Origin of the sequence: Bradyrhizobium sp., assembly GCF_050014615.1 — a bacterium.
Classification (GTDB): Bacteria; Pseudomonadota; Alphaproteobacteria; order Rhizobiales; family Xanthobacteraceae; genus Bradyrhizobium.
On sequence record NZ_JBEKCZ010000060.1, the window covers coordinates 1 to 26,439 of the forward strand.

Annotated in this window: 28 protein-coding genes; 20 read left to right on the plus strand and 8 right to left on the minus strand. The window is 61.5% G+C overall.

The window, feature by feature from the left end; all coding sequences use genetic code 11:
* From ABR948_RS12155 to ABR948_RS12175, 5 genes are all read left to right on the plus strand, one after another.
* Nucleotides 1-411, plus strand: a 411-nt coding sequence (locus ABR948_RS12155; RefSeq protein ID WP_428117686.1) for an amidohydrolase family protein, incomplete at its 5' end; no start/stop codon positions are given.
* A 4-nt stretch (nucleotides 412-415) separates the two neighbouring features.
* Complete coding sequence (locus ABR948_RS12160; RefSeq protein WP_428117688.1) at nucleotides 416-829, plus strand: Rieske (2Fe-2S) protein; 414 nt, start codon at nucleotides 416-418, stop codon at nucleotides 827-829.
* Nucleotides 830-980: 151 nt separating this feature from the next.
* On the plus strand, nucleotides 981-1,187 hold the full coding sequence (locus tag ABR948_RS12165) for a hypothetical protein (protein WP_428117691.1): 207 nt from the start codon (nucleotides 981-983) through the stop codon (nucleotides 1,185-1,187).
* A 255-nt stretch (nucleotides 1,188-1,442) separates the two neighbouring features.
* Nucleotides 1,443-2,792, plus strand: a complete 1,350-nt coding sequence (locus ABR948_RS12170; RefSeq protein WP_428117694.1) for a protoglobin domain-containing protein — start codon at nucleotides 1,443-1,445, stop codon at nucleotides 2,790-2,792.
* Nucleotides 2,793-2,948: 156 nt separating this feature from the next.
* Nucleotides 2,949-3,371 (plus strand): hypothetical protein, encoded by a 423-nt coding sequence (locus tag ABR948_RS12175; RefSeq protein ID WP_428117697.1) that lies wholly within the window; start codon nucleotides 2,949-2,951, stop codon nucleotides 3,369-3,371.
* A gap of 76 nt (nucleotides 3,372-3,447) precedes the next feature.
* Here the strand turns inward: ABR948_RS12175 and ABR948_RS12180 are convergent, their stop codons facing one another.
* The gene (locus ABR948_RS12180) at nucleotides 3,448-3,666 is read right to left on the minus strand and encodes a hypothetical protein (RefSeq protein WP_428117699.1); all 219 of its coding nucleotides are present in this window, start codon (nucleotides 3,664-3,666) and stop codon (nucleotides 3,448-3,450) included.
* A 390-nt stretch (nucleotides 3,667-4,056) separates the two neighbouring features.
* On the minus strand, nucleotides 4,057-4,299 hold the full coding sequence (locus ABR948_RS12185) for a hypothetical protein (RefSeq protein WP_428117702.1): 243 nt from the start codon (nucleotides 4,297-4,299) through the stop codon (nucleotides 4,057-4,059).
* Between the two features lie 177 nt (nucleotides 4,300-4,476).
* Between ABR948_RS12185 and ABR948_RS12190 the strand changes: the two genes are divergently transcribed.
* Nucleotides 4,477-4,749 (plus strand): hypothetical protein, encoded by a 273-nt coding sequence (locus tag ABR948_RS12190; protein ID WP_428117704.1) that lies wholly within the window; start codon nucleotides 4,477-4,479, stop codon nucleotides 4,747-4,749.
* Between the two features lie 288 nt (nucleotides 4,750-5,037).
* On the opposite strand, the gene ABR948_RS12195 is transcribed toward ABR948_RS12190, so the two are convergent.
* Nucleotides 5,038-5,604 (minus strand): DUF2478 domain-containing protein, encoded by a 567-nt coding sequence (locus tag ABR948_RS12195; RefSeq protein WP_428117707.1) that lies wholly within the window; start codon nucleotides 5,602-5,604, stop codon nucleotides 5,038-5,040.
* 122 nt (nucleotides 5,605-5,726) lie between these two features.
* Nucleotides 5,727-7,133 (minus strand): aldehyde dehydrogenase family protein, encoded by a 1,407-nt coding sequence (locus tag ABR948_RS12200; RefSeq protein WP_428117709.1) that lies wholly within the window; start codon nucleotides 7,131-7,133, stop codon nucleotides 5,727-5,729.
* A gap of 216 nt (nucleotides 7,134-7,349) precedes the next feature.
* Here ABR948_RS12200 and ABR948_RS12205 point away from each other — a divergent pair, with 216 nt between their 5' ends.
* Nucleotides 7,350-8,168, plus strand: coding sequence for a substrate-binding domain-containing protein (locus tag ABR948_RS12205; protein WP_428117712.1), 819 nt, complete (start codon nucleotides 7,350-7,352; stop codon nucleotides 8,166-8,168).
* A 183-nt stretch (nucleotides 8,169-8,351) separates the two neighbouring features.
* The gene (locus ABR948_RS12210; protein ID WP_428117714.1) at nucleotides 8,352-8,603 is read left to right on the plus strand and encodes a hypothetical protein; all 252 of its coding nucleotides are present in this window, start codon (nucleotides 8,352-8,354) and stop codon (nucleotides 8,601-8,603) included.
* 89 nt (nucleotides 8,604-8,692) lie between these two features.
* Here the strand turns inward: ABR948_RS12210 and ABR948_RS12215 are convergent, their stop codons facing one another.
* The gene (locus ABR948_RS12215) at nucleotides 8,693-9,442 is read right to left on the minus strand and encodes an aspartate/glutamate racemase family protein (RefSeq protein ID WP_428117718.1); all 750 of its coding nucleotides are present in this window, start codon (nucleotides 9,440-9,442) and stop codon (nucleotides 8,693-8,695) included.
* 241 nt (nucleotides 9,443-9,683) lie between these two features.
* On the opposite strand from ABR948_RS12215, the gene ABR948_RS12220 reads away from it, so the two are divergent.
* From ABR948_RS12220 to hydA, 3 genes are all read left to right on the plus strand, one after another.
* Nucleotides 9,684-11,003, plus strand: coding sequence for an MFS transporter (locus tag ABR948_RS12220; protein WP_428117721.1), 1,320 nt, complete (start codon nucleotides 9,684-9,686; stop codon nucleotides 11,001-11,003).
* A 73-nt stretch (nucleotides 11,004-11,076) separates the two neighbouring features.
* The gene (locus ABR948_RS12225; protein WP_428117754.1) at nucleotides 11,077-11,796 is read left to right on the plus strand and encodes a maleate cis-trans isomerase family protein; all 720 of its coding nucleotides are present in this window, start codon (nucleotides 11,077-11,079) and stop codon (nucleotides 11,794-11,796) included.
* Between the two features lie 37 nt (nucleotides 11,797-11,833).
* On the plus strand, nucleotides 11,834-13,231 hold the full coding sequence (hydA, locus tag ABR948_RS12230) for a dihydropyrimidinase (RefSeq protein ID WP_428117723.1): 1,398 nt from the start codon (nucleotides 11,834-11,836) through the stop codon (nucleotides 13,229-13,231).
* A 723-nt stretch (nucleotides 13,232-13,954) separates the two neighbouring features.
* Here hydA and ABR948_RS12235 read toward each other — a convergent pair.
* The gene (locus ABR948_RS12235; RefSeq protein WP_428117727.1) at nucleotides 13,955-14,806 is read right to left on the minus strand and encodes an SDR family NAD(P)-dependent oxidoreductase; all 852 of its coding nucleotides are present in this window, start codon (nucleotides 14,804-14,806) and stop codon (nucleotides 13,955-13,957) included.
* 158 nt (nucleotides 14,807-14,964) lie between these two features.
* On the opposite strand from ABR948_RS12235, the gene ABR948_RS12240 reads away from it, so the two are divergent.
* The 3 genes from ABR948_RS12240 (at nucleotide 14,965) to ABR948_RS12250 (ending at nucleotide 18,508) form a co-directional block, all read left to right on the plus strand.
* Nucleotides 14,965-16,122, plus strand: a complete 1,158-nt coding sequence (locus ABR948_RS12240) for an alkene reductase (RefSeq protein ID WP_428117729.1) — start codon at nucleotides 14,965-14,967, stop codon at nucleotides 16,120-16,122.
* 112 nt (nucleotides 16,123-16,234) lie between these two features.
* Nucleotides 16,235-16,726 carry a GFA family protein gene (locus tag ABR948_RS12245; RefSeq protein WP_428117732.1) on the plus strand — a complete coding sequence of 164 codons (492 nt, stop codon included), beginning with the start codon at nucleotides 16,235-16,237 and terminating at the stop codon, nucleotides 16,724-16,726.
* A 120-nt stretch (nucleotides 16,727-16,846) separates the two neighbouring features.
* The gene (locus tag ABR948_RS12250) at nucleotides 16,847-18,508 is read left to right on the plus strand and encodes a thiamine pyrophosphate-binding protein (protein WP_428117757.1); all 1,662 of its coding nucleotides are present in this window, start codon (nucleotides 16,847-16,849) and stop codon (nucleotides 18,506-18,508) included.
* Nucleotides 18,509-18,611: 103 nt separating this feature from the next.
* On the opposite strand, the gene ABR948_RS12255 is transcribed toward ABR948_RS12250, so the two are convergent.
* Nucleotides 18,612-19,994, minus strand: coding sequence for an LLM class flavin-dependent oxidoreductase (locus tag ABR948_RS12255; RefSeq protein WP_428117735.1), 1,383 nt, complete (start codon nucleotides 19,992-19,994; stop codon nucleotides 18,612-18,614).
* Nucleotides 19,995-20,060: 66 nt separating this feature from the next.
* Nucleotides 20,061-20,687, minus strand: coding sequence for a carboxymuconolactone decarboxylase family protein (locus ABR948_RS12260; protein WP_428117738.1), 627 nt, complete (start codon nucleotides 20,685-20,687; stop codon nucleotides 20,061-20,063).
* Between the two features lie 159 nt (nucleotides 20,688-20,846).
* On the opposite strand from ABR948_RS12260, the gene ABR948_RS12265 reads away from it, so the two are divergent.
* The 6 genes from ABR948_RS12265 to ABR948_RS12290 form a co-directional block, all read left to right on the plus strand.
* Entirely contained in the window at nucleotides 20,847-22,229 is a 1,383-nt protein-coding gene (locus tag ABR948_RS12265; protein WP_428117741.1) for a M20 family metallopeptidase, read from the plus strand.
* 116 nt (nucleotides 22,230-22,345) lie between these two features.
* Complete coding sequence (locus tag ABR948_RS12270) at nucleotides 22,346-23,584, plus strand: MFS transporter (protein ID WP_428117743.1); 1,239 nt, start codon at nucleotides 22,346-22,348, stop codon at nucleotides 23,582-23,584.
* Between the two features lie 141 nt (nucleotides 23,585-23,725).
* Nucleotides 23,726-24,139, plus strand: a complete 414-nt coding sequence (locus tag ABR948_RS12275) for a hypothetical protein (RefSeq protein ID WP_428117759.1) — start codon at nucleotides 23,726-23,728, stop codon at nucleotides 24,137-24,139.
* On the plus strand, nucleotides 24,136-25,014 hold the full coding sequence (locus ABR948_RS12280) for an alpha/beta fold hydrolase (RefSeq protein WP_428117746.1): 879 nt from the start codon (nucleotides 24,136-24,138) through the stop codon (nucleotides 25,012-25,014). Before ABR948_RS12275 ends, ABR948_RS12280 begins: the two co-directional genes overlap by 4 nt.
* Nucleotides 25,011-25,928 (plus strand): amino acid ABC transporter substrate-binding protein, encoded by a 918-nt coding sequence (locus ABR948_RS12285; RefSeq protein ID WP_428117749.1) that lies wholly within the window; start codon nucleotides 25,011-25,013, stop codon nucleotides 25,926-25,928. The genes ABR948_RS12280 and ABR948_RS12285 overlap by 4 nt, the downstream gene beginning before the upstream one ends.
* A gap of 101 nt (nucleotides 25,929-26,029) precedes the next feature.
* Nucleotides 26,030-26,439, plus strand: a 410-nt coding sequence (locus ABR948_RS12290) for a transporter substrate-binding domain-containing protein (protein ID WP_428117751.1), incomplete at its 3' end; no start/stop codon positions are given.

Genomic DNA, 26,439 nt, shown 5'->3' on the forward strand with positions numbered 1-26,439 from the left:
CATTCGGTCGCGGCGACGCTCACCAGTCTGGTGATCGAGGGCGTGCCCGAGCGTTTCCCGCGTCTCAAGATCGTGTTCATCGAAGGCGGCTTCGGCTGGATTCCGCCGGCGATGTGGCGAATGGATCAGCATTTCGATCGTTTTCGCACGGAGGTGCCGCATCTCAAGCGGCGTCCGTCCGAATATGTCCGGGAGCATTTCTGGTTCACCACCCAGCCGATCGATGAGCCCGATGAGGCACGGCATTTGCGATCGCTGATCGAGTGGGTCGGGGTCGACCGGCTGCTGTTCTCGTCGGACTATCCGCACTGGGATTTCGACGATCCACGTTTCGCCTTCAGGACGCCGCTGACGGAAGCCGAGCGGGCGAAGATCTTCAACGGCAACGCCCGCGCGCTGTACAAGCTTTGATGCCATGACCCGGCACATCGTCGCCCGCGCGTCCGACATTCCACCCGGCGGCAACAAGGTGGTCAGCGTTGATAACCGCGATATCGTCGTGTTTCACGTCAATGGCGAGTTCTTCGCGCTACTCAATCGTTGTCCGCATGCAGGAGCCCCGCTCGACAAGGCCGCCTGCGTGGCGCGGCTGACCTCGCCTGAGCCCGGAATCTACCAGCGCTCGCGGGTCGGCGAATTGCTGCGGTGTGCCTGGCACGGATGGGAATTCGACATGCGCAACGGGCAATCCTGGTTTGATCCCAAGCGTGTCAAGGTACGGACCTACCCGGTCGTGATCGAGGACGGCGAGACGCTGGCCAAGGGCCCCTATGTGGCCGAAACCTTCCCGGTTCACGTCGAGGACAGCTACGTCATCATCGAGACGTGATTTTTTGATTCCGGGATGTGCAATGGCACATCCGAGCACTGAACCCGAAATCATTCAGGTGAGACAAAAATGAAATCAGCCTTGTTCGCAAGGCATGATACGCATGGTATAACGCCGCTCCGGTGGCGTTCTTGAGGGCAGGTACGGGCGAATGTCGAAACAGTCGATGCGCGAAGAGGCCGAGCGCCTGATCCGCGAAACCATGGAACGCAAGGCCCTGGTCATCAAGCAGGGCAATACCCGGATCGAGGCGGTGTGCGGCAAATGCGGCGCGCCGAATCGCGTCTCGGCGGAAAAGGGCGCCACCCGGGTGAAATTCGCCTGCAAGCAATGCGGACACAAGCAGGAGACGCTCTGAATTTCCGCATCCCCGGGCGCGCAACTGGCCGCGCCCATCCGGAGAAAAGACTGAATCATGCTCTGGCTTTCGTTGACAACCCGTGCCGGCACATTCGATGGCCGCGGCCGGCCCTGTCCCGATATAATTGCAGCGAATTGATCTATCGCAAGGACACAACCAAGATGGAAGGCTACCCAAGTTAACTTGGGTTGCATCGGGCGAATCGAACCAACGCCGTGTTGCTTGGCTCGGTTCGAAGCAAGGGAACAGCCCATGAGCGGCGCCAGCACGATTGCAAGCCGACTGAAATTCAACAGGATAGATGACGAAGTCATCACTTCCCTGAGGCAGTCGAAGTCGTTTCTCTTGTCCGAGTTGCCCCCGATTCTGGACAGCTTCTACGACCATATTTCGAAATTCTCCGAGACTGCGAAATTTTTCAGAAATCGCCAGCACATGATGCATGCCAAAGAGATGCAATTGAAGCATTGGGCGGTCATCATGGATGGGCGATTTGACGAAACATACGAGGCGTCAGTCACCAGGATAGGCGAGATACACAATACGCTCGGCCTGGAGCCGCGCTGGTACATTGGCGGATACAACGCGCTCGTCTCCGGGTTGGTTGAAGCCATCGGATCGCGAATGCCTGCTTCAAGCTTCGACCGCCAGGCCGCAAAGAAAAAGGTCGTACTGCAAGGGGCCGTCATCAAGGCGGCGATGCTGGATATGGATTTTGCCATAGCCGTATACGTCGAAGCGGGCCGCCGCGACCGCAAGTCCGTTCTGGAAAAGCTGGCGGCCGATTTTGAAAAGACCATCGGCGGTGTGGTGAGTATCGTAGCCTCCGCCGCGACGGAGTTGCAGGCCGCCGCGCAAGCCATGACCGCTTCGGCAGCACAGTCCGCGGCGCAATCAAAAAGGGTGGATATCTCATCGAGGCAAGCATCCGAGAATGTGCAGTCGGTTGCCGCGGCCACCGAACAGCTGACGAGTTCAGTAAATGAAATATCGCGGAGGGTCAGCGATTCGGCGCGCGTCACAGGCGATGCGGCGCGCGATGCCGATAAGACCGCCGAAACGATGCAACGCCTTTCGGAGGGCGCGCAGAAAATCGGCGCGATTGTCGAGATGATCAACGGCATCGCATCCCAAACCAATCTCCTGGCGCTCAATGCGACGATCGAAGCCGCGCGAGCCGGCGAAGCGGGCCGGGGCTTTGCTGTCGTCGCCCACGAGGTAAAATCACTCGCGGAACAGACCGCCAAGGCAACCGCGGATATCGCAACCCAGGTTGGGGATATGCAGGCGTCAACGTCAGCGTCTGTCAACGCCATCACCGGCATTACCAACACGATCAAATCTCTGAATGACATATCGACCGCGATAGCTGCCGCGGTCGAGGAACAGGGCGCCGCGACCAGTGAAATTTCGCGCAATGTCCAGCGGGCCGCGAAGGGCACCGGCGAGGTTTCAGAGACGATTGCAGAAATCACCCAGTCGGCCGGCGAAACCGGCGCGGCCGCGGCTCAGGTATTGTCCGCGGCTTCGGAACTGTCGATCCAGTCAGAGCAGCTTCGCGGAGAAGTCGACAAGTTCCTGGCCACCGTCCGGGCCGCCTGATCGCCACCCTCCGGCCATTTCGAGGCCTGTCCCGGACGATGGTTCCCCGTTAACATTACGCCTTAACTAATAATTAATTATACGTTTGCAGGCACCAAAAGCCCGGCCTAGCGTTCGTTGCAGTGCTGCTCAGTAACCAGCGAATGGGTGCGTGCCATGACCTATAGAATGTATGGGGCGTTTATCGCGTCTCTCGGCGCAGTAGCGCTTGTGCTTGCCCCGGGCCAGACATCGGCTGCGCCGCGCGGCGGGTTTACTCCGGCGCATTCGATTTCCCACCCATCCGTCGCCCAGTCGCTCCGGCATTACCGGAGAAAGAATCTGGGGACCCTCTGGCCGGTGGTCGGAGACTATTATGGGCCATCGAATGGCGAACCCCTGGTGGATGCGACGCCACCGGCATCCGGCGACGTCCGCTACACCACCACCTATGATGTGCCCTGGGATTGGGCGCATCGATTTCCGCCGATTGTCGCGCCTTCCGACCGGCCCTATGTGCCGAGCTGTCCCACCGAGAACGTCACGGTTCCCGGTCGTAACGGCAAAGACCAAACCGTCAGCGTCATGCGGTGCTTCTGATCGGGCACCCGAGACGGGATGGGGCACGGGATGGGACGCCGGCGTTCGGATCGGAATGGTTTAAGTTTCAGACAGTCTATTCCGGGCTCCGGAGACGGCTCAACCGGATCGATTGATACGGCGCGGACAGCAGCAACAGGAACAGTGCCCTGTCGGCCTTGTACCGGGCCGCGGGTTGGCTGGTTTCCGAACCATGCATGACGACATCTCCGTTGGTTGTGCACACGCACCACCGCCACGTGGTCCGGCGGCGCTTCTTCAACACCACTTCAAAAACCGGAAATTGATCGGTCATCGCGATTGTCGTGCCCTTCGAAGCGCCCGCTGAGACAGCGACAATTACTAACACGCTTGCCCGGTTGGAAGGGGAAGGCCGCAGCAGACCACGGCGAATTCCAAACCTCGCAACGATATTTTGACACGGGATCTGTCGTTAATTGAGTGATCTGGCAGTTTCCGAGCGGATATGCCTCCCGCGATTCCACCGATGGGGCTCTTGCGGCGCGGCACTTCTCGAATGGGTTTCGACCCATATGGTAGCTTGATCGAGAAGCAGGAAGTGCGCGAACGGGCCGCGATTGACCCCTGGCGATACTGCGACCGCCGGACAGGCCACGCGACTTCCGTTCAGCAGCTGTCGGACGTCATCGCGCCTGCGCTGCCCGGTGCCGTTTAGCTCACGGCCTTACTTCGAAGCCTTTGCGATCTTGTGTTCCAGATGACGGGTTTCATGATCGCGGCGGAGCTGACTGAGCGACGTTTCGTTGAGTTGAAGCAGAACCTCGCTCAGTGTCTTGGTTTCAGCATGCCCGGCAGCGAAGCTCTGTCCGTAAATCTTGCGCAAGGTGCGGATCATCGTGTTTCCGTGCTTATGGCTGATTTCGCCGTCGTGGTTGCGGTGGCGATTGTCGAGACCCGCTTTGCTCATGGTGCTCTCCATTATGCCTGAAGTTCGAGAGCATCCTCTTGCCCAGACCAAATGGCAATCTTGCGCCGCAACACATCAAGGCGGTTTTTCCGGCCTCAGCATCCATTGAGCGACCCGCCCGCTATTTCGCTCAGGTTTGCCGAGCCCCCATCCGTCGAGGGGACCGGAGGCGGGCAGATGGGCGAGGGTGGGCTGGGAGCCGTCGCAGTCGTGCTCGCCGCCTGTGTGGATGTGTCCGGTATTTCCCCCGGCAACAGCAAGGGTGATTGCGATATCCCCGAGGCGGAGCTTGTTGCCCCGGTGGCACCGCTCGCCGATCCGGTCGTGGTTGGCGATCCCGACGCCGTGCCGGACTGCGACGCCGGCGTAGGCGATGACACAGATGGCAGGGAAGACGCCGGTACATTGAGAGGATCAGACCCGACAGCATTCCCGCTGCTATTGGTCTGACCGTTCAGTTGCAACACGGTTTGACCCTGGGCCGCCGTGATGCCGAGAACCATGATCGCAATGATGAAGACGAGTTTCATCGCGCTCTCCTGCGTTGAATACCGCAAAGCTGCGCTGTCGCCCGTCGCGTTAGAAAACGCCCGAACCGAAAAAAAAGAAAATGAAATTTAGGAAAGGTAAAATGGGAACCGCGAGGACGGCCCTGGCACGCGGGCCTCGCATTCGCTTGAATGCCGGTGTCCGAATTTGGCCACCTTCAGCGCACGCGGCCGCCAAACGTTCCGGCGCCTATTTGTAGACTTCGCAGACGGTCCGATGGTCCTGCCGGATGGTCCCGACATTGCGCGCCGAGACCGCATTCCACCACGCGTCCAGCGCCGGGCGATGGCAGCGGAGCTTCACGCTCATGCCGTCGGCGAACCTGATCCAGTCCGCGAACCGATGGCTGGGAACGGCGATCACGACAGGGATATCGGCGCTCAACGCGCGCTCGACCAGGTATGAAAGGCCCTTGCCATCGCGTTCCTGCCGTCCGAACCGGTTCACGATCACGAGATCGGCGCCCTGATCGATGGCGCTGGCGACCTGCGTGCCCGCCTCCAGCAGCTGGCCGACATCCAGCCTGCAGCCGCTTGCACAGGCACCGAGATTCTGGAACAGCGGCAATTCCTCGCCGGTATGGACCAGCATCGCGGACAGTTTCGGCGCATCGACGCAGTGATGGCCGAGTTGAACCAGGCCCACCGCGCGATAGCCGCCGGCGTTGAGGTCGGACGCGAACTCGCGCAGTAGCCGGTCGGGATCCTGATCCGGCTCGTAGACCAGGGCTGCGAGGTCGCTTTGAGAGTCAAACATGACGGCCTTTCATTTTTCCTGCCGTTTCTTTTCTTGCCGGTGTCGACCGGCGGCGTTGCCGGTTGAACGTCAAAGTCGGGAGACGATCGCGGCGGCCGTTGCCGCCGCGATCGCTTCGTTGATCAGGTACGGGCTTCGTTGATGATCTGCAGCTGGGTGAATTCGGCCAGTCCTTCCTCGGCAAATTCAGTGCCGATACCGGACTGCTTGGCGCCGCCGAACGGAATGTGCGGCGCCATGTCGAGGTGCTTGTTGATCCACACCGTTCCGGCCTCGATCTGGCTCGCGACCTTGTGGGCGCGGGCTGTATCCGACGACCAGACCGACGCACCGAGGCCGTAATTGGTGGCGTTGGCGCGGCGGATCACGTCGTCATTGTCGGAATATTTGATCACCGGCAGCACCGGCCCGAACTGTTCCTCGTCGACCAGCCTGGAGCCTTCCTTGATGTCGCGCACGATGGTCGGCTCGATGAAATAGCCCGGCCGGTCCATCGCCGCGCCGCCGGCAATGATGTTGCCGTTCTTGCGGGCGTCCTCGAGGAAGCCCTTGACCTTCTCGTACTGCATCTTGTTCTGCAGCGGCCCGAGCTTGGTGCCCTGCTTCGATCCGTCGTCGACCACCGTGCTCTTGGCGATGGCGACGAGTTCGTTGCAGATTTCATCATAGACCGACTCGTGCACATAGAGCCGCTTGATGGCGAGGCAGACCTGGCCGGAGTTCTGGAACGCGCCCTCGAAGATGCCGGGGGCGACCTTCTTCGGATCGACGTCGTCGAGCACGATGCTGGCGTCGTTGCCGCCGAGTTCCAGCGTGATCCGCTTCAACGTCGCGGCAGCGCTGGCCATCACCTTCTGGCCGGTCGCGGTCGAGCCGGTGAACGAGATCTTGCGGATGTCCGGATGCTTGGTCATCGCGTCGCCGAGATCGTTGGCGTCGGCGATGACGTTGAGGACGCCCTTGGGCAGGATATCCTTGACCAGTTCGGCAAATAGCAACGTCGACAGCGGCGTGGTCGGCGCCGGCTTCACGACGATGGTATTGCCGGCCAGCAGGGCTGAGGGCAGTTTGAAGCTGAGGATCAATAGCGGATAGTTCCACGGGATGATGGCGCCGATGACGCCGAGCGGACGGCGATGCGCCTCGACCCGGCGGTCGCCGGAATCCTCGATCACCCGCATCGGCAGGTCGAGCGAAGAGAGGTAGCGGAAGAAGCCGGCCATGCCCATGACTTCACCGGTGGCATCGGCCAGCGGCTTGCCCTGTTCGCTGGTCAACAGCCGCGCCAGTTCGTTCACATTGGCCTCGATGACATCGGCCATCTTGGTGACCAGCCGGCGGCGCTCGGCGATCGGGGTCGCGGCCCATGCCGGAAATGCAGCCTTGGCGGCCGCGACGGCGGCATCGAGCTGGTCTTTGGAAGCGCGCGGGCACTGCGCCAGCACTTCCTCGGTGGCAGGATTGAGGACGGGCATTGTGAGATCGCCGGGAACCATTTTTCCGTTGATGAGAAGGTTGAAGTCACTCATTGGCTTTGCTCTCCCTGTGGAACGGACCTCTTATAAAGTCTCGTTGTATCCATCTATATATCACGACTTTGGCCGGGCGGCCACACCGGCCCGCGTCGGCCGGGTCCAAAAACCGGGGGCCGGACGATGCCGGGGGCATCGAAATGTGGCATGCAATATAACGCCCAGAGCCTGACGGCGGAGACCGGCGCGGATGTCGAAAACGGGAGCAAGTCAATGCGTGTTTATTCAGTCCGTGCCTGGCTGATTGCAATCGCGATCGCGCTGGCCGCGCCGTCGGCGCCGGCGGCGGAACTTCGGGTGATGGCGGCCGGGAGCCTGAAAGAGGTATTTACGGCTGCTTTCGCCGATTACAGCAGGCAGTATGGCCAGAGTTTCGCGCCGGTATGGGGTCCGTCCGGCGTGCTGCGTGAACGCCTCAAAAACGGCGAAGCGTTCGACATTTTCGCCTCGGCCGCCTTGCCCCATGCGCAAGCCCTCACCGAGGCCGGCGTGTCCGGGCCAAGCGTGCTGTTCGCGCGCAATGCGCTGTGCATCGTCACCGACGCCGGCCGCCCGCTCATTGGCGCCAACCTGGCCGAGACGCTGCTCAAGCCTGATATCCGAATCGGGACATCGACGCCGGTTGCCGATCCCGCCGGCGACTACACCTGGGAGGTGTTTCACCTGATCGATGCGCAGCGGCCCGGCGCTTTCGATATCCTGTCCAAAAAGGCGCAGCAATTATTCGGCGGTGCGGCCACGCCAGGCCAGGTGAACGGGCGCCCCCGATGGCTCGCCGCGCTGGATGATCACGAGATCGATCTGCTCATTATTTATTGCTCGATCGCGAAACAGATCGTTCGGGACCAGCCCAACTACAAATCGGTCGAGTTGCCGCCGCAGCTTTCGGTCGGTCCTGAATATGGCCTGACGGTGTCGCGTAACGCGGCGCCGGGCGCCGCCGATTTCGCGATGTACCTGCTGTCGCCACAGGGGCAAAGCAGCCTGAAGGCGTTCGGCTTCATCCCGATAGCACTTCCGGCGTCGAAATAGCGCCGTCGTCGTTGCCGCCTGCGTCCGGGGGAATTGACGCCCTGAAGCGAGATTGGGTTAACGCGGCTTGCGGTAAAAGCCGGAAAGATCGGTTTAAAGCGTCGGTAATAATGCTTGCAAATTGAGGTGACGGATTAGCGTGATCCTAAAAGACTGCTGATGATCTGCTTGCGGGAGATTTTCATGACCGACCGGATAAAGATTCCCTGTTCCAAATGCCGCAAGTCCTTCAGCGAGAGGGCGGCACGCCTGCGCAACGGCTATCAGGTGCAGTGCCCGCATTGCATGAAGCTGATTACGTTCGACAGCAGTTCGGAAGATCCCAATATCAGGCGTCCGCTGAAGGCGGCGCGGGATTTTCGGATAGCGGCGGAGGAAGCGATCGTGCTGGCTCGGATGGCCAATCAAGCGCCTAGGCGCGATCCTGTATTCTAAGCGCGCTGGGTAGGACTTGGTGACGCTGGACCTTTAGCGGCATGTCCTCCCCAAATTAATACGACTGACGTTGGTCTTGCCGGACGCAATTACCGGTCGCGGTGCTCGATGCGAAGAGCCAATGCTTCGGGCAGACCTGTGGTAGACTTCGCGTCCGGGCGACGGAACGTTCCGGCCACCGCCTTGCGCGTGCCCAGAACGGCCAGAGCCTCCGCCTGTTTGACCGCCGCCGCCATCTGATCCACCACCGGCACCGGAATTCGATCCCTGACCTTGTCGGCGAGGCCGGCGAGCGGCGCGCCACCGAGAATGACAACATCCGCGCCATCTTCGGTCACCGCCCGATTGGCGAGTTTGACCAGCAGTTCCTCGTTCTCTTCCTGGACATCCGAAACCGAGACAAAGGATTCGTCCAACATCCGGACGCCGGCGCAGCGGCTGCCAAGACCATGCATGTCAACGCAGTCCTCGTACCAGGGACCGAGGGCACGGGCGAAGGTCACAATGGCAAATCGGCGTCCGAGCATGCACGCCGTCAGCATCGACGCTTCGGCCAATCCGATCACAGGCAGGTCAAACAGCTCCCGCGCTCCGAACAGCCCGGGGTCGCCGAATGCCGCAATGATGGCCGCGTCGAAATCCCGGTGATGTTCGGCGAGCATCTCGAGCGCAATCGCGCCGCCGATTTGCGCTTCGGCGCGCGTGGCGATGTAGGGCACGCCGCGCGGCGCGGTCAGAGGAACGATGACGGTGTCGGGGGCCGCCGCTTTCCTGGCCGCGGAGGTCAGCCGCTCGGTGATCGACTCGCTCGTGTTGGGATTGAGCACCAGAATACGCATCGCCGGATATCCTCAGGTTGGCTCTCTCACGGTCTCGCTGGCACAAGTCTCGCTAACATAGTCTTGCGGATATCGGGAACGACCCGCCGGCCGCGCGGCAAACTCCCAAAAATCCCGTGGGCCCGCAAGCTTGTACCGAGGCCGGTTTTGAGGCATTTCAGAAGGACCGAAGTAGCGAGCACTGCCGCTTGCACGCTTCCTCCCCGGAGAGGACGACCTTCGCGGCTCATTGGGGGTTAACATGACTGTCCAAGCTGAAGCCGTCCCGGCGCAAGTCGTCCCGCAGCAAGCGCTGGCGCCAAAGACCGCCGTCCGCTGGAAAATCTTCATCCTGATGCTGTTTCTGATCTCGATCAACTACATCGATCGGGCATCTCTCTCGGTTGCGATGCCGCTGATTTCCAAAGAGTTCAATCTCGATGCCGCGGCCCAGGGCTTTATCCTGAGCTCCTTCTTCTGGACCTACGCGTTCATGCAAGTCCCGGGCGGCATGCTGGCGGACAAGTACAAGCCGCGCATCGTCATCGCCGCCGCGACGATCGGCTGGGGCCTGTTCCAGGCGCTCGCCGCCGCCTCGACCAGTTCGTTGATGCTGCTCTTGACCCGCCTTGGACTTGGCGCCACGGAAGCGCCGATCTATCCGGCCGGCGGCAAGCTCAACGCGATGTGGATGACGCCCAATGAGCGGGCGCGGGGCGCGACCTTGCTCGACGGCGGCGCGCCGTTGGGCGCAGCGCTGGGTGCGCTGGTGATTGCCGGCCTGATCGCGGAATTCGATTCCTGGCGGATATCGTTCGTTGTCGCCGGCGTCGGCACCGTGCTCTGCGGCGTTTTTGCCTGGTGGTACATCCGCAACAGTCCCGGCGAGCATCCCTCGGTCAATTCAGCCGAAGCGACGCATATTCAAACGGCACATGCGCTTGAGGATCTGTCCGACCCCGTTGCCTCCGGCCGCGGCATAGGCGCCTATTTTGCCTACAGGTCGGTGTGGTGCATGTGCCTGGGCTGGATGTTCTTCAACACCGTGTTTTATGGTTTGTTGACGTGGATGCCGACCTATCTCTTCAAGGTCCACGGCCTCGACATCAAGCAACTCGGGGGCGCACTTTTCATCATGTTCTTTGCGGGTTTTGTCGGTGAACTCGCCGGTGGCCAGATTGGAGACATCTGGAGAAGCCGCGGCGGCCAGCCCAACACGATTTTCAGGACCCTGTTCGGCATTGCCGCAATCGTGGCGACGATTTCGGTCTTTTCGGTTGCCTATGTGACGAATGCCGTGGCCGTGGTCGCGCTATTGTCTTCGACGCTGTTCTTTCTGCGCTGGTGCGGAATGTATTGGGCCATTCCATCTATCCTCGCCCCCCGAAGCCGGGCCGGATTTCTGGGCGGCTGCATGAACCTCGGCGGCAATATCGCGGGCGTTTCTGTTCCGATTATTGTCGGCCTGATCGTCCAGTATACCGGCTCCTACTTCCTGGCGCTGATGTTCTTCGCCGCCGCCGGCGTCGCGCTTTTGATATGCTCGCTGTCGATCGATTATAGCCGCAAGCTTCCGGTTTGAGGCTGATCCGGTCTGCCACACGCAAGGCCTGAATTGCTTGGAGTGCTCCGTGGATACAAGTATTCGCCTTGGGATGTTGACGCCGTCGTCCAACACCGTGCTTGAGCCCGTCAGCACCGCGATCGCCACGGGCCTGCCGGAGGTCAGTGTCCATTTCGGCCGCTTCAAGGTGACCGAGATTGCGCTCTCGGAGCAGGCCTTGAGGCAGTTTGACGACACCGAGATACTGCGCGCCGCTGAACTCCTTGCCCATGCCAAGGTCGACGTCATCGCCTGGAATGGAACGTCGGCGAGCTGGCTGGGACTGGATCGCGATGAGCGGCTTTGCGAACGCATCGTTGCCACGACCGGCATCGCCGCCTGTACCTCCGTGCTGGCGTTCCGGGAAATATTCCAGCGGAGCAATACAAAGCGGATCGGGCTGGTAACGCCCTATACCGGCGATGTTCAGGCAAAAATCATCGAGACCTGGAATACCGCTGATATGTTGTGTCATGCCGAGCGGCACAGCGGACTGCGCGACAATTTTTCTTTCGCCGAAGTCGGGGAAAGGGCGATATCGGACATGATCCGGGCGGTAACAGGCGAGGGATGCGACGCGGTCGCCGTGGTCTGCACCAATATGCGGGCGGCATCTCTTGTCCCGGCGCTGGAGGTGGAACTGGGGATTCCGATTTATGACTCGATTGCCGTGACCGTATGGAAGAGCCTTCTGTTGGCCGGCGTCGATCCAGGCCGGATAAAGTCCTGGGGTAGGCTATTTGTGGATCAGCGACTTTCTGCTCGGACGTAAAACAGACAGCGTCGTCAGTTCGCGATGAGGAAGCAATATGACCCAATTTGATACGATCATTCGAGGCGGCACGGTTGCGACGGCGTCTGACGTCTTTTCCTGCGATATCGCTATTCGCGACGGGCGCATCGCCGCGCTGGGCCATGATCTCGGGACCGCCGACGAGATCATCGACGCCACCGGCAGGCTGGTTTTACCCGGCGGCATCGACAGCCATGTGCATATTTCGCAGCCGTCGGGGCCTGATATCGTGATGGCGGACGATTTCGAGAGCGCGACGCGATCGGCCGCCTTCGGCGGCAACACCACCATCATGCCGTTTTGCCTGCAGCAGAAAGGCCAGTCGCTTCGCCAGGCGCTGAAAGATTATCACGCTTTGGCCGAAGGCAATTGTCACATCGATACTTCGTTCCACATGATTATTTCGGACCCGACCGAACAGGTGCTCGGTCAGGAGCTGCCGGGGCTGGTGGCGGACGGATACACCTCGTTCAAGGTTTTCATGACCTATGAGGGATTGGCCCTTGCCGATCGCGAGATTCTTGAAGTCATGAGCGTGGCGCGCGAGACCGGCGCGTTGGTCATGGTTCACGCGGAGAATTACGACGCCATTCGTTTTCTCACGGATCGTCTCGAACTCGCGGGCAAAACCTCGCCCCGCTATCACGCGACATCCCGGCCGATCGTGGTCGAGCGGGAGGCGACGCACCGCGCCATATCGCTGGCCGAACTGATCGACGTCGGCGTGATGATCGTTCACGTTTCCAATCGCGAGTCGATGGAGGAAATCCGCCGCGCTCAGGCCAAAGGCCTGATCGTGCTCGGTGAAACCTGCCCGCAATATCTGGTGCTGACCGAGAAGGATCTCGACGGGCTCAACATGGAGGGCGCCAAATACGTCTGTTCGCCACCGCCGCGCGATGAAGCGAGCCAGGCGGCGTGCTGGGAAGGACTTCAGACCGGTGTATTCTCGGTGTTTTCGTCCGATCACTGTCCGTTTCGCTATGACGATCCGCAGGGCAAATTGACACCGAAAGGCAGGACCAGTTTTCGCTGGGTGCCGAACGGCATCCCCGGCGTTGCGACGCGAATGCCGATCCTGTTTTCGGAAGGCGTCGTCAAGGGACGCATCGACCTCAATCGCTTTGTCGCGCTGACCTCGACCAATCACGCCAAGACCTATGGTCTCTATCCGCGCAAGGGCACCATCGCAATCGGATCGGATGCGGACATAGCGATCTGGAACCCTAAGAAAAAAGTGAAATTGACCCATGCCCTTTTAAAGGATGGATCGGACTACACGCCCTATGAAGGGCTTGAAATCACCGGCTGGCCGGAACTGACGATGGTGCGCGGGCGGTGTATCGTCAATGACGGGCGGCTTGTCGGCAGCAAAGACCTTGGCCAATTCATCAAGCGCGAGGTTCGCGCTTGAGCGGCATCGTTGTTTGCCCCACGGACCAAAGTTTTTAAAACGCGATTAGTTGAGGCGGATCAATCTGATTCCACCTGTCCAGTCCCCCCTCGCAAAAATATTTCGTTTCGCGATCAACCCAAATCAAATTCATATTTGTGCTGTCCCGCCTCCCAGAGGGGCGTTTCGCGAACGTCACGGACGTGAGGCGGGATGCGGTGGACGCTTTGGCGCTGCAGACGTACAGCGCGCGAGGCGGACGGCGAAGTCGTGTGGTCCTGACGCCCCGACGCTGGCGTTCAAGTCGGCGCAGAAGACGGCGCCGGTGATGGTGGCAACCAAGCCCGGTCACCAGGGAGAGCACGAAGGAAACCGTTAAAACCATTGCGCGGGGAATGCCGGGTGATTTCCGGCGTGACCGTGGTGACTAACGCGCGTGTTTACTACACTACACGCGCGGCCGCGGGCGCTCCGGGCGCCCGGCATTCCCTGCGCCCTCTGTTGGGAGGGCGGAATGTTCAAAGCAAAGCTCGCGCGAAATGTGCGGCGAGATCGCGAAGCTGTGTCTGTTTGAAATTGTGGTGTGCGAGCAAACCCACCCGTCATGCCCGGGCTTGACCCGGGCATCCATCCATCTTTGCAGGAAATTCTTTCGAAGGAGATGGATTGCCGGGTCAAGCCCGGCAACGACAATCTCTAAATTTTTTTTGAATCCGAAGCGAATCTTCAGCCACCATGCCCCGCCTACGTCCCCTTCACAAACGCCGCAAAAGCCTCGGCATAGTCAGGATGCCAGCGCGACAGCGGAGGGCGGTTTTCAACGATATCGCCGGCCGCCCAGAGAATCCGCCGCTCGTCGAGGCGCCGCGGCACATCATTGTCGGGGCACAGGATGTAGAAATCTCCGTCTTCCAGCCGCTCGATCATGAAGTCGATGGTTTGCTCCGGCGTCCAGGCGGCGGCCGGCTTCTCGGTGCGGCCCTTGGCGGTGAGGCCGGTGAAGACGAAGCCGGGGATCAGAAGATGGGCGCTGATCCGCACACCTGCGCGGTTGCGCAACTCGTGCTGCAGCGCTTCGGTGAAGGCCTTCACGCCGGCCTTCGAGACATTATAGGCGGGATCGCCGGGAGGGGTGGTGATGCCCTGCTTGGAGCCGGTGTTGATGATGAGGCCGGGCCGTCCGCGTTCGATCATGCGCGGCGCGAAAATCTGCGAGCCATGGATGATGCCCCAGAGATTGACGCTGATAATCCGCTGCCAGTTGTCCGCCGGCCCGAACATCGTGCTGCCCGGCTGGACCCCGGCATTGTTCATCAGGATATCCGCGCCGCCGAACCGCTCGCGCACCGCGATTTCGAGTGCCGATACGTCTTCCGCCCGGCTGACGTCGACGCTCATGGCCATGATGTCAGCGCCACCGCCGGGCGCCGCCGCCGACAATTTTGCCGCCGCGTCCGCGAGACGGTCCGCCCCCAGATCCGCGATGCAGATTTTCATGCCGAGGCGAGCGAACCGCATCGCGGCGGCAAAGCCCAATCCGGACGCGCCTCCGGTGATGACGGCGACATGATGGGGTGACATGGCTGGATGGGGCATGAAGTCTCCTGAGGTACGGCGGCGGCATCAGATTGGATCGCTGGCTTTACCGGGCCGATGCGGCGCGCGGGCCATGCACGAAACGGCATGGGAGGTCCTCGTGCGACGCTATCTCGCCGGCTGGCCTTTTGCGAACATGACGAACCGGATACATAGTCATGGCAACGGGCATTTTGGGGGCAGACGTGAATTATCCTTTGTTGTTTTCGCCGCTCGCGGTCGGGCCCTACCGGCTCCAGCATCGCGTCGTGATGGCGCCGTTGACGCGGATGCGGGCCGACCGATCGAGTTTCGCGCCCCGGGCGCTGAACGCGGAATATTACCGGCAGCGCGCCACGCCGGGCGGATTGATCATCGCCGAGGCCTCGCCGGTGATAGCGACGGGGCGCGGCAATCCCGCCACGCCGGGCATCTATTCCGAGGCGCAGATCAAGGGATGGCGCGACGTCGTCGAGGCGGTCCATGGCAAGGGCGGGCTGATCTTTCTCCAGCTCTGGCATGTCGGACGCGTCTCGCATTCTTCGCTCCAGCCAGGCGGTGTGCTGCCGGTCGCGCCCTCGGCGGTGCCGATCACCGGCAACGGCATGATGGCGATGACCGCTGACGGCAAGGTGATGCCCTATGAAACGCCGCGCGCGCTGGAGACCGAAGAAGTCGCCGCTGTGGTCGAAGCGTTTCGGCAGGCCGCCGGCAACGCATTGAAGGCCGGATTCGACGGCGTCGAGATCCACGGCGCCAATGGCTATCTGATCGAGCAATTCCTGCAGTCGCATACCAATTTGCGCACCGACCGATATGGCGGCTCGATCGCCAACCGCGCGCGCTTCCTGATGGAGATCACCCAGGCCGTCATCGATGTCTGGGGCGCCAGCCGCGTCGGCGTGCGCCTGTCGCCCTATGGCGTCGCCAATGGCAGCGGCGAGGCCGATCCGATGCCGCTGTACAGCCATGTCATCCAGGCGCTCGATCCTCTTGGTTTGGCCTATCTGCATTTCATCGAGCCGCGCTCCAGCGGCGCCGGCCGCGCCGAGGTCAATCATCAGAACGTGCCCTCGGCGATGGTGCTGTTTCGCCCGATCTGGCGCGGGGTGCTGATTTCGGCCGGCGGCTTCACCGGCGAGAGCGCGGAAGCGGCGCTCGCCGCCGGCCATGCCGATGCCATCGCGTTCGGCCGCATCTTCATCTCCAATCCTGATTTGCCGCGGCGTCTGCAACACGGATTTCCGCTGACGCCGTACAACAGGGCGACCTTCTATGGCGGCGAAGAGGCCGGCTATACCGACTATCCTGAATATGGCGAGTTGGAGCCGGCGTGATGGCGTCGTAGCCCGGATGAGCGAAGCGACATCCGGGAAAACCGTGATGCTGGCCCCGGATTTCGCTTCGCTCATCCAGGCTACGGGTTCGATGATCCCGGAGAACGTGCGCGTGACAAACACACCGAAAACCGCCGCGATCGGCAAGCCCGCCGCCGGTCAATGCCTGTGCGGCGAGGTCCGCTTCGAAATCGACACGCCGGCGCGCTGGGCCTGGCACGATCATTCGCCCAATAGCCGGCGCGCGCATGGCGCGGCCTACGCGACCTATGTCGGGAGCTGGCGCAAGCGTTTTCGCATCACCAAGGGTGAGGCGGGGATGACGCGCTTCGAGGACAAGGCGACCAAAACCGTGCGCAGTTTTTGCGCGCGCTGCGGCACGCCCTTGTTTTACGAACGCGCCCGGTCGCCGCATATGGTGAACATTCCGCGCGCGCTGTTTTCCGGGCGCACCGGGCGGCAACCGCTCTATCACGTCGCGATCGAGGAATTGCAGGAATGGACCTATACCGGCGAGCCGCTGGTGCCGCTGAAGGGTTTTCCAGGCGTGGTCTGGCAGCGCTCGAAAAAGAACAAGCGCCGTGATCGTGAGGGGATGTTTTGACTAGCTGCGGGGTTTGCGCTCGCTGGCGCAGGGCAGCCATGACCGGGCTTCCTTGATCCCACCATCCGGGATCAGCATGATGACCGAATCGCGACGCTAAGGCCGCGGGCAGGGAGATTTCTGATGAATCGTATTACCGGGCGCTCGGCCTTCCTCGCCTTGCTGAAGGACGAGGGCATCACGCATCTGTTCGGTAATCCCGGTACCACCGAACTGCCGATCATGCATGCGCTGAAGGATCATCCTGACCTCACCTATGTGATGGCGATGCAGGAAAGCCTGGTGGTCGCGATCGCCGATGGCTACAGCCGGGCATCGGGCCGTCTGGTCGCCTGCAATGTCCATGTCGCGCCCGGGCTCGGCAACGCGATGGGGTCGCTTTACAACGCGCAATTCACCGGCACGCCGATGATCCTAACCGCCGGCCAGCAGGAGCAGGGCCACGGCCTGATGGAGCCGCTGCTGTTCGGGCCGCTGGTGCGGATGGCCGAGCCGCTGGTGAAATGGGCGGTCGAGGTGACGCGGCTCGAGGACCTGCCGCGGATCGTGCGCCGCGCCGCCAAGATCGCGACCACGCCTCCGACCGGGCCGGTGTTCATCTCGCTGCCGGGCGACATCCTCAACGCCGAAGCCGGCATCGAGCTTGGCCGTTCGACCCGGGTCGATACAAGGGTGAAACCCTCCGACGAAGCGTTGCAGGCGCTGGCGCAGCGCATCCTCAAATCGGAGCGTCCGGTCATCGTCGCCGGCGATGAAATCGTCAAGAGCGATGCGCTGCAGGAAGCCGCCGAGCTGGCGGCGACGCTGGGTTGTCCGGCGTATCAGCAATCGGCGCCTTACGGTTCGCATTTTCTGTCGGAAAGTCCCTGCTTCATGGGCGCGCTGACGCGATCGCAGACCCAGGTTCGCGAGACCTTATCGCCATACGATCTGATGATCGTGCTCGGCGCGGATCCGTTGCGGATGTCGGTGCACAGCGAAACCGATCCGCTGCCGGAAGGCATGCCGGTTGCGCAGATTGGCCTGGTCGACTGGGATATCGCCAAGAATTTCGGCGCCGAGATCGCGCTCAAGGCCGATGTGCGGGAAACCCTGCGCGCGCTGATCCCGGCGCTCAAGGCCGCCGGCGGCGCCGCGCTCGAGGCGCGCGCCAAACAGGGCATCGCCGCGCTGGCGCCGAAGAACTGGACCGCGCAGCGGGCAAAGGCGGTCGCACGAATTTCCAAAACTGGGGAGCGTTCGCCAATCGATCCGGAATGGCTGACGCTGCAAATGGTGGAAGCGCTGCCCGGCAACGCTATCGTCGTGGACGAGGCGCTGACGTCCTCGCGGCAGCTGCTGGCACTGCGCCCCTACCGCGATCGCTACGATTTTCATGCGCTGGCTTCGGGCGGTATCGGCTGGGGTCTGCCGGCTTCCGTCGGCGTCAGCCTTGCGAATCCGGACCGGCCGGTGGTGTGTTTTTCCGGCGATGGCAGCGCGATGTATTCGATCCAGGCGTTGTGGACCGCGGCACATCACAAGCTGCCGCTGACGGTCGTGATCGCCAACAATGGCGGCTATCGCATCATTAAGCAGCGGCTATTGGCCTTTCATGGCGACGATCATTATGTCGGCATGGATTTCGCCGATCCGCCGGTGGATTTTACCGGTCTGGCAAGATCACTCGGGCTCGAGGCCGTGCGGATCACGGAGGCCAGGGATGTCGCGCCGACACTCAAATCCGCGTTCAGCCGGCCCGGTGCGAAATTGATCGAGGTGGTGGTTGACGGCACGGTTTAGCGGACGTCATTGCGAGCGCAGCGAAGCAATCCATGCACAGAAGGCGGTGGTCAATGGATTGCTTCGTCGCTTCGCTCCTCGCAATGACGACAATATCCTTGATCTACTCCGCGGCCCTCGCCTTCGGTCGATATTGCGCGGCCGGATGCGGCGCTTTGAGGCGGGCGCGGCCTTGGCCGAACAGTTTTTCCCGCAGCGTTCCCTGGGCATAGGCGTCCTTGTAGCGCCCGCGCCGAACCAGTTCAGGCACCAGCATATCGACGATATCCTCGAAATCCCCCGGCGAAATCGCGAACGCGACATTCAGGCCATCGACGTCGGTCTGGTCGACCCATGCTTCAATGGCGTCGGCGACCTTTTCCGGTGTGCCGACCACCACCGGTCCGATGCCGCCGATGCCGACATGCTGCGCGACTTCACGCACGGTCCAGACCCGGTCCGGATCGGCGCGGGTGATGTTGTCCATCGCGCTGCGGCCGGCGTCGTTCTGGACGTGGCGAACCTGCTGGTCGAGATCGTAGGTCGAGAAATCGACCCCGGTCCAGCCCGACATCAGGGTGAGCGCGCCTTCGGGATTGATGTGGCTGACATAGTCGGCGTATTTGGCCTGGGCTTCAGCGTCGGTTCGGCCGAGAATAATGGTGAACATGCTGAACATCAGGATTTCGGCGGGGTTGCGGCCGGCCTTCGCGGCGAGTTCGCGAATGGCGGCAACGCGCGGCGCGATGATCTTGGCGGAGGGGCCCGACATGAAGACGCATTCGGCATGTTCCGCCGCGAATTGCCGTCCACGCGGCGACGTGCCGGCCTGATACAGCACGGGGGTGCGCTGCGGCGACGGTTCGCAGAGGTGGATGGCATCGAGCCGGTAATTGTTTCCCTGATGCTGCACCCGATGCACCTTCGAAGGATCGGTGAAGATGCCGCTGACGCGATCGCGCCGGGCGGCATCGTCCTCCCAGCTGCCTTCCCAGAGCTTGTAGACCACTTCCATATATTCATCGGCGACATCGTAGCGGTCGTCATGCGCGGTCTGTTTGTCCTTGCCGACGCCTTTGGCCGCGCTGTCGAGATAGCCGGTCACCACGTTCCAGCCGACCCGCCCCTGCGTCAAATGGTCGAGCGTCGACATCCGCCGGGCGAACGAATAAGGCGGCTCGTAGGACAGATTGGAGGTCACGCCGAAACCGAGATGTTCGGTGACCGCGGCCATCGCCGGGATCAGCAGCAGCGGCTCGTTGGCAGGCGTCTGCGTGGCGTTGCGCAGCGCCGCGTCGGGACTGCCGCCGAATACATCGTAGACGCCCAGCACATCGGCGAGAAACAGGCCGTCGAACCGTCCACGCTCCAGCGTCTTGGCCAGATCGATCCAGTACGGCAGCCGGTTATATTCGCTGGTGCGGTCGCGCGGATGGGTCCACAGCCCCGGCGATTGATGCGCGACGCAATTCATGGCGAAGGCGTTGAGCCGGATTTGTTTTTTCATGATCGTGCAATTCTCAACGCGCATCCGCGCGGCAGGCCGCCGCGCGATGATGTGAAATCCAATAGACTACCGGCCGGCCTGTTGGAACGGCAATTCCGCGTCCGCCGGCGGCCTGACGCGCGCGACGTTGAGCGTCATCGAGACCACGTCGTAATAGCCGTTCACCGCGACCAGATCCATGATGCCCGCTTCGCCGAACTTTTCCAGCGCCTTGGCGTAGATCGCATCGTCGACCCCGTGATCGCGCCGCAACTGGGTGGTGAACTCCCAGACCACAGCCTCGTCGTCCTTCATGTTGTCGGGCTTTCGTCCGGCGCCAATGGCGGCGACGATGGCGGGATCGAGACCGGCCTTGATCGCCAATGGCGCGTGCGCGTACCACTCATATTGCGAGCCCCAGGCCTGCGCGGTCATGATGATCGCCATCTCGTTGACGCGCTTGTCGAGCGAGCTGTTGAACCTGACATACTCGCCGACCTTCTGCAGGCGATCCGCCAATTCCGGGCTGCGCAGCCAGGCATTGAATGGTCCGCTCATCCGCTTTCTCGGCCCGGTCATGATGGCATCGGCAATGCCGCGCTGGGCGGCCGTCATCTTGTCGAGCGGAATTTCCGGCATGCGTTCACCGGTCAAGGCCACGGCGGAACCTGCAAACAGCAGGCAGGCGGCCGAGACGCGCAGGATCGTTTTCATGGAGCTCTCCCCTTATGGTTCGCCCGATCGAACGCCGGGCCGTTGGCAAATTGTTGCATCCCGGCCGGATTTAGCAAAGTCAAATCCTCGGGCTTCCGGCGCGCGACGTATCCCGTTAACGTGACGACAATTCGAACGCTGCGAGCGAGATAAAGAGACATGACCAGAGCCGACGCTGTTGCCCGTGCCCGCCAGTATCTGCATTCCGGCGCGTTTCTCGCCGAACTCGACCGCAGGGTGGCCTTTCAGACCGAAAGCCAGAACCCCGAGCGGGGCGAGGTGCTGCGCGCCTATCTCGAGCAGGACCTTCAGCCGGCGTTTTCAGAACTCGGTTTCACGACAAAATTGATCGAGTCTCCGAGCGGCAAGGGGCCTTATCTGCTGGCGGAATATCGTGAGAGTTCGTCGGCGCCGACCATTCTGATGTATGGGCACGGCGATGTCGTCGACGGCATGGTCGGAGAATGGCGCGATAATCTCGACCCGTGGCGCACCACCACGGTCGGCAATCGGGTCTACGGCCGCGGCACCGCCGACAATAAGGGCCAGCACAGCATCAACATGTCGGCGCTTCGCGCGGTGCGGGAGGCGCGCGGCGGCCGGCTCGGCTTCAATGCCAAATTCATCATCGAAACCGGCGAGGAGATCGGGTCACCGGATTTGCGCCAGGTTTGCGAATCCCTGCGCGATGAGCTCGCGGCGGATCTGTTTCTGGCCTCCGATGGGCCGCGTTTGTCGGCGGATCGCCCCACCCTGTTTCTTGGCTGCCGTGGCGGCATCCGCATTCATCTGGATGTGAACCTGCGCGACGGCTCGCATCATTCCGGCAATTGGGGTGGTGTGCTTGCCAATCCCGCGACCATCCTGGCCAGCGCGATTGCGACGCTGGTCGACGGCAATGGACGTCTTTTGGTGGAACAATTGAAGCCGCCGCGGTTGTCCAACCAGATCCGAGCGGCGCTTGCCGACGTGAAGATCGAGCCGATGCCGGATGAGCCGGCACTCGCCGACAATTGGGGCGAGGAGGGCCTGTCGGCCGCCGAACGGCTTTATGCGTGGAATACGCTCGAAGTGCTGGCGATGTCTTCCGGCAATATCGACAAGCCGGCCAACGCCATTCCGGGACGGGCGCAGGCCGTGCTGCAGCTCCGCTTTGTGGTCGGCACCAAGGTCGACAATATCGCCGACGTGATCCGAAGCCATTTGAGCGCCAACGGCTTTCCCATGATCGAGGTGCAGGCGACGCAGCGGTTTGCCGCGTCGCGAACCGATTTCGAAAGCCCCTGGGTCAACTGGACCGCGGAGTCGATCCGGCAGACCACGGGAAAGGCGCCCGCGGTGCTGCCGAATTTCGGCGGCTCGCTGCCCAATGATGTGTTTTCCGATTCACTGGGATTGCCGACGATGTGGGTGCCGCACTCCTATCCCGGCTGTTCCCAGCACGCACCGGATGAACACATTCTTCTGTCGGTCACCGAAGAGGCGCTGGGCATCATGGCGGGCCTGTTCTGGGATTTGGGTGAAATGCCGCGCGCTCTGTAAATTCCACGCGGGTCACGCGATCGCAACGGTGCTACCCTGGATAAGGATCTGGTATGACAATTTCGGCGCCAGTCGAACTGCCCGGAATATTGCAAGCCGGTCCGACGAAAAAGAATATGACGAGGCTCATCGTTGCGACATCGATCGGCAACGCGCTGGAATGGTACGACATCGCCGTGTACGGCTATTTCGCGGTGTATGTCTCAAAGGCATTCTTCCCGAACGACGATCCAACGACGTCTTTGCTTCTGACTTTCGGCACGTTTGGACTGGCGTTCCTGGTTCGCCCGGTCGGCGGCGTCGTCCTTGGAGCCTATGCCGACCGTTACGGACGCAAGGCTTCGCTGATGATTTCCATCGTGCTGATGACGATCGGCACGTCGGTGATCGCGCTGATGCCGACTTACGAGACCATCGGCATCGTTGCACCGATATCGGTGCTGGCTGCGCGCCTGGTGCAGGGATTTTCGGCCGGCGGCGAATTCGGTAGCTCGACCGCGTTTCTGGTGGAGCACCAGCCGGAGCGCCGCGGATTTGTCGCCAGCTGGCAGTTTGCCAGCCAGGGGCTGAGCAATCTGTTGGCGTCGGCGTTCGGTGTCGGGCTTACGTCATGGCTGACGCCGGCGGACATGCAGTCATGGGCCTGGCGCATTCCGTTTTTGTTCGGGATTCTGGTTGGGCCGATCGGCATCTATATCCGCAACCACCTTGAGGACGCCACGCCGCCGCCGGCGGAACATGCTTCCCCGATCAGGGAAGTCCTGCTGCGCCAAAAACTTCGCGTGCTGCTGGGGATCGGTGCGCTCGCGATATCGACCGCGATCAACTACCTCATCGTTTACATGCCGACCTATGTGGTCAAAACCCTCAATCTTCCGCCGGTGGTCGGATTTGCCGCGACCTTCGTGGGCGGCGTCGTGGTCACGTTCCTTACCCCTATTGCCGGCATGATCTCGGACAGGATCGGGCGCACGACCCACATGATCGCCGTCAATCTGCTGCTGCTGTTTTCGATCTACCCGGCGTTTCTTCTGATCAGCCGGAATCCAACGCCGATGGTGATTATTTGCGCGGTGTTCTGGTTGTCGACGCTGAAATCGCTCTATTACGGACCGCTCGCCGCGTTGATGTCGGAACTGCTTCCGGCGTCGACGCGGGCCACCGGCCTCGGCCTTGGCTATAATATCGGCGTCACGCTGTTTGGCGGCATGGGACCGGTGATCATGGCCTGGCTCGGCGGTATCGCGCTGATCGGCGATCTTGCGCCGGGGTACTACCTGACATTGGTGTGCGTCGTGAGCCTGGTTACCCTGATAACCATCCGAACAACGTCCGCAGCCACGCACGGGGCGTGACCGGGTGGCGCGGCCGGTGGCTGTGCCTGCAAAGGCGCCTTGCGATGGCCCGATGTTCGGATCATAAGATAGGCTGATCGGAAGGGCCTTTCCGTTCAGTCGCCAATGTCGGCATCGCAGGAAAACGCCTGCTTGAAGCGCATGACGCCATCTCCGAACGCCTCCGACGCCGTCATCACGGCGTTTGCAGGAATTCCCGCGCTGCTCGATCGAGCGCCTGCATTGATCCTGCGCGGCCGCGCCCTCGACTGCGAATGTCTGCTCGGGCCGGTGGACCACCTGTTTCATGTCTCGATCCAGGGCGGCAGGATCGTCGATCTGACGCCGGCCCCGGTCCTGATGCGCTCCTGGCGTTTCTCCTACCGCGCATCGTCAATTGCCTGGGCCGAGTATTGGAAGCCCGCACCCCGGCCGGGCTGGCACGATCTGCTGGCGTTGACCAAACGCGAAGAAGCGGTGCTGGAAGGCGACCTGCATCCGTTCATGGCGCATCTGCAGTATTTCAAGGACATGCTGGCGCTTCCCCGGCTTCATCATGCCGCGGTGGCATCATGACCGGCTATATCGAGCCGATGGTCGGCCGCTACGTCCACGTTGAAATCGATGGTGAGACCCATCGCATCTATTTCGAGGAAAACGGCGCGGGCATCCCGCTGGTCTGCCTGCACACGGCGGGTTCGGATGGACGGCAATGGCGGCATCTGCTCGCAGATGACGAATTCACGAAAAAATTCCGGATCCTCGCCTTCGACATGCCCTGGCACGGAAAATCAAATCCGCCGGCGAGCTGGAACGGTGAAGAATATCGTCTCACCACCGCGCGTTACACCCAGACGGTTCGGGCGTTCTGCAAGGCGCTGGACCTGGAGAAGCCCGTTGTGATGGGCTGTTCCATCGGCGGCCGCATCGTTCTCAATCTCGCGATCGATCATGCCGCGGAATTCCGCGCCTTGATCGGTCTGGAAGCCGCCGATTTTCAGGCGCCGTGGTACGACACCAGCTGGCTGCACCGTCCTGACGTTCATGGCGGCGAGATCTGCGCGGCGCTGGTGTCGGGCCTGATCGCGCCGCAAAGTCCGGAAGTGTCGCGCAACGAAACCCTGTGGGCTTACATGCAAAGCGGGCCGGGCGTCTTCAAGGGCGATCTGTATTTCTACCGGGTCGATGGCGATCTGCGCGGCCGGGTCGAGGGAATCGATACCAGTGCGTGCCCGCTTTATCTCTTGACCGGTGAATATGATTTTTCCTGCACCCCGGAAGATACGAAACGGACGGCCTCTGCGATCGCGGGCGCCAGCGTCACCATCATGGAGCATCTCGGTCATTTTCCGATGAGCGAGAATCCCGAACAGTTTCGCCGCTACATCGCGCCTGTTCTGGGGCAAATCCTCAAGCAATCGATACCTAGCAAACAAGGAGAACACGTATGAATCGCATGCAGCTATTTGGCTATGCGCTCGCCGTTGCGTTCTGCGGCGACCAGGCCAGCGCCGAAGAACTCACGGGGACGTTGAAGAACATCAAGGAAACCGGCATGATCACGCTGGGCTTTCGCGACTCGTCAATTCCGTTTTCCTATCTCGACGACAACCAGAAGCCGGTCGGCTTTGCGATGGACATCTGTTACAAGATCGTCGACGCCGTGAAAAAGGAGCTCAAGCTCGACAAGCTCGAGGTCAAGCTCAACCCGGTGACATCCTCGACCCGCATACCCCTGCTGGCCAACGGCACCATCGATCTCGAATGCGGTTCGACCACCAACAATGCCGACCGCCAGAAGCAGATCGCCTTCACCAACACCCATTTTCTGACCGCGAGCCGCTTCGTCTCGAAGAAGGCCAGCAAGATCAACTCGATTGACGATCTCAAGGGCAAGTCGGTGGTCTCGACCTCCGGCACCACCAACATCAAGCAGCTCACCGAAGCCAACGCCGCCCGCAATCTCGGCGTCAACATCATCCCGGCCAAGGACCATGCTGAAGCCTTCCTGATGGTCGAGACCGATCGCGCGGTGGCCTTTGTGATGGACGATATCCTGCTCGCGAGCCTCGTCGCCGGGTCGAAGGAGCCGGACGCCTATGTGATCTCCACCGACGCGTTCTCGAAGCCGGAGCCCTATGGCATCATGGTGCGCAAGGACGATCCGGCCTTCAAGAAGGTGGTCGATGGCGCCACCGCCGCGCTCTACCAGAGCGGCGAGGGGGCCAAGCTGTACGAGAAATGGTTCCAGCAGAAGATTCCGCCCCGGGGACTCAATCTGAATGTGCCGCTCGGCCCGGAACTGAAGAACGAATTCGCCAAGCCGTCGGATTCGCCTGATCCCGATTCCTATAAGGCGATGTAGGGTTTGTCGGCCCATGCGATGGCCCGGCCATTGCATGGGCTGGAGTTTCCGGCCCGGATTATGCAGGTATGGCCACAGTGATCGACGTATGGAGAGTACGAATGAAGCGCCTGCACATCATGGGCCTTGCGCTCGCCGCAGCTTTTTGTACCGGGCAGGCCAGCGCCGAGGAGTTGACCGGGACGCTCAGGAAAATCAAGGAAACCGGCGCGATCACCATCGGCTATCGCGATTCCTCGATTCCGTTTTCCTACCTGGACGACAACCAGAAGCCGGTCGGCTTTGCGATCGACATCTGCTACAGGATCGTCGACGCCGTGAAAAAGGAGCTCAAGCTCGACAAGCTCGCGGTCGAACTCAACCCGGTGACGTCCTCGACCCGCATTCCGTTGCTGGCCAACGGGACCATCGATCTCGAATGCGGATCGACCACCAACAATCCCGACCGCCTGAAGCAGGTTGCCTTCGCCAACACCCACTTCCTGACCGCAACCCGCTTCGTCTCGAAGAA

Coding starts and splice junctions, on each gene's coding strand:
- ABR948_RS12160 (WP_428117688.1), top strand. CDS start 416: ATGACCCGGCACATCGTCGCCCGCGCGTCCGACATTCCACCCGGCGGC.
- ABR948_RS12165 (WP_428117691.1), top strand. CDS start 981: ATGTCGAAACAGTCGATGCGCGAAGAGGCCGAGCGCCTGATCCGCGAA.
- ABR948_RS12170 (WP_428117694.1), top strand. CDS start 1,443: ATGAGCGGCGCCAGCACGATTGCAAGCCGACTGAAATTCAACAGGATA.
- ABR948_RS12175 (WP_428117697.1), top strand. CDS start 2,949: ATGACCTATAGAATGTATGGGGCGTTTATCGCGTCTCTCGGCGCAGTA.
- ABR948_RS12180 (WP_428117699.1), bottom strand. CDS start 3,666: ATGACCGATCAATTTCCGGTTTTTGAAGTGGTGTTGAAGAAGCGCCGC.
- ABR948_RS12185 (WP_428117702.1), bottom strand. CDS start 4,299: ATGAGCAAAGCGGGTCTCGACAATCGCCACCGCAACCACGACGGCGAA.
- ABR948_RS12190 (WP_428117704.1), top strand. CDS start 4,477: ATGGGCGAGGGTGGGCTGGGAGCCGTCGCAGTCGTGCTCGCCGCCTGT.
- ABR948_RS12195 (WP_428117707.1), bottom strand. CDS start 5,604: ATGTTTGACTCTCAAAGCGACCTCGCAGCCCTGGTCTACGAGCCGGAT.
- ABR948_RS12200 (WP_428117709.1), bottom strand. CDS start 7,133: ATGAGTGACTTCAACCTTCTCATCAACGGAAAAATGGTTCCCGGCGAT.
- ABR948_RS12205 (WP_428117712.1), top strand. CDS start 7,350: ATGCGTGTTTATTCAGTCCGTGCCTGGCTGATTGCAATCGCGATCGCG.
- ABR948_RS12210 (WP_428117714.1), top strand. CDS start 8,352: ATGACCGACCGGATAAAGATTCCCTGTTCCAAATGCCGCAAGTCCTTC.
- ABR948_RS12215 (WP_428117718.1), bottom strand. CDS start 9,442: ATGCGTATTCTGGTGCTCAATCCCAACACGAGCGAGTCGATCACCGAG.
- ABR948_RS12220 (WP_428117721.1), top strand. CDS start 9,684: ATGACTGTCCAAGCTGAAGCCGTCCCGGCGCAAGTCGTCCCGCAGCAA.
- ABR948_RS12225 (WP_428117754.1), top strand. CDS start 11,077: ATGTTGACGCCGTCGTCCAACACCGTGCTTGAGCCCGTCAGCACCGCG.
- hydA (WP_428117723.1), top strand. CDS start 11,834: ATGACCCAATTTGATACGATCATTCGAGGCGGCACGGTTGCGACGGCG.
- ABR948_RS12235 (WP_428117727.1), bottom strand. CDS start 14,806: ATGCCCCATCCAGCCATGTCACCCCATCATGTCGCCGTCATCACCGGA.
- ABR948_RS12240 (WP_428117729.1), top strand. CDS start 14,965: ATGGCAACGGGCATTTTGGGGGCAGACGTGAATTATCCTTTGTTGTTT.
- ABR948_RS12255 (WP_428117735.1), bottom strand. CDS start 19,994: ATGAAAAAACAAATCCGGCTCAACGCCTTCGCCATGAATTGCGTCGCG.
- ABR948_RS12260 (WP_428117738.1), bottom strand. CDS start 20,687: ATGAAAACGATCCTGCGCGTCTCGGCCGCCTGCCTGCTGTTTGCAGGT.
- ABR948_RS12265 (WP_428117741.1), top strand. CDS start 20,847: ATGACCAGAGCCGACGCTGTTGCCCGTGCCCGCCAGTATCTGCATTCC.
- ABR948_RS12270 (WP_428117743.1), top strand. CDS start 22,346: ATGACGAGGCTCATCGTTGCGACATCGATCGGCAACGCGCTGGAATGG.
- ABR948_RS12275 (WP_428117759.1), top strand. CDS start 23,726: ATGACGCCATCTCCGAACGCCTCCGACGCCGTCATCACGGCGTTTGCA.
- ABR948_RS12280 (WP_428117746.1), top strand. CDS start 24,136: ATGACCGGCTATATCGAGCCGATGGTCGGCCGCTACGTCCACGTTGAA.
- ABR948_RS12285 (WP_428117749.1), top strand. CDS start 25,011: ATGAATCGCATGCAGCTATTTGGCTATGCGCTCGCCGTTGCGTTCTGC.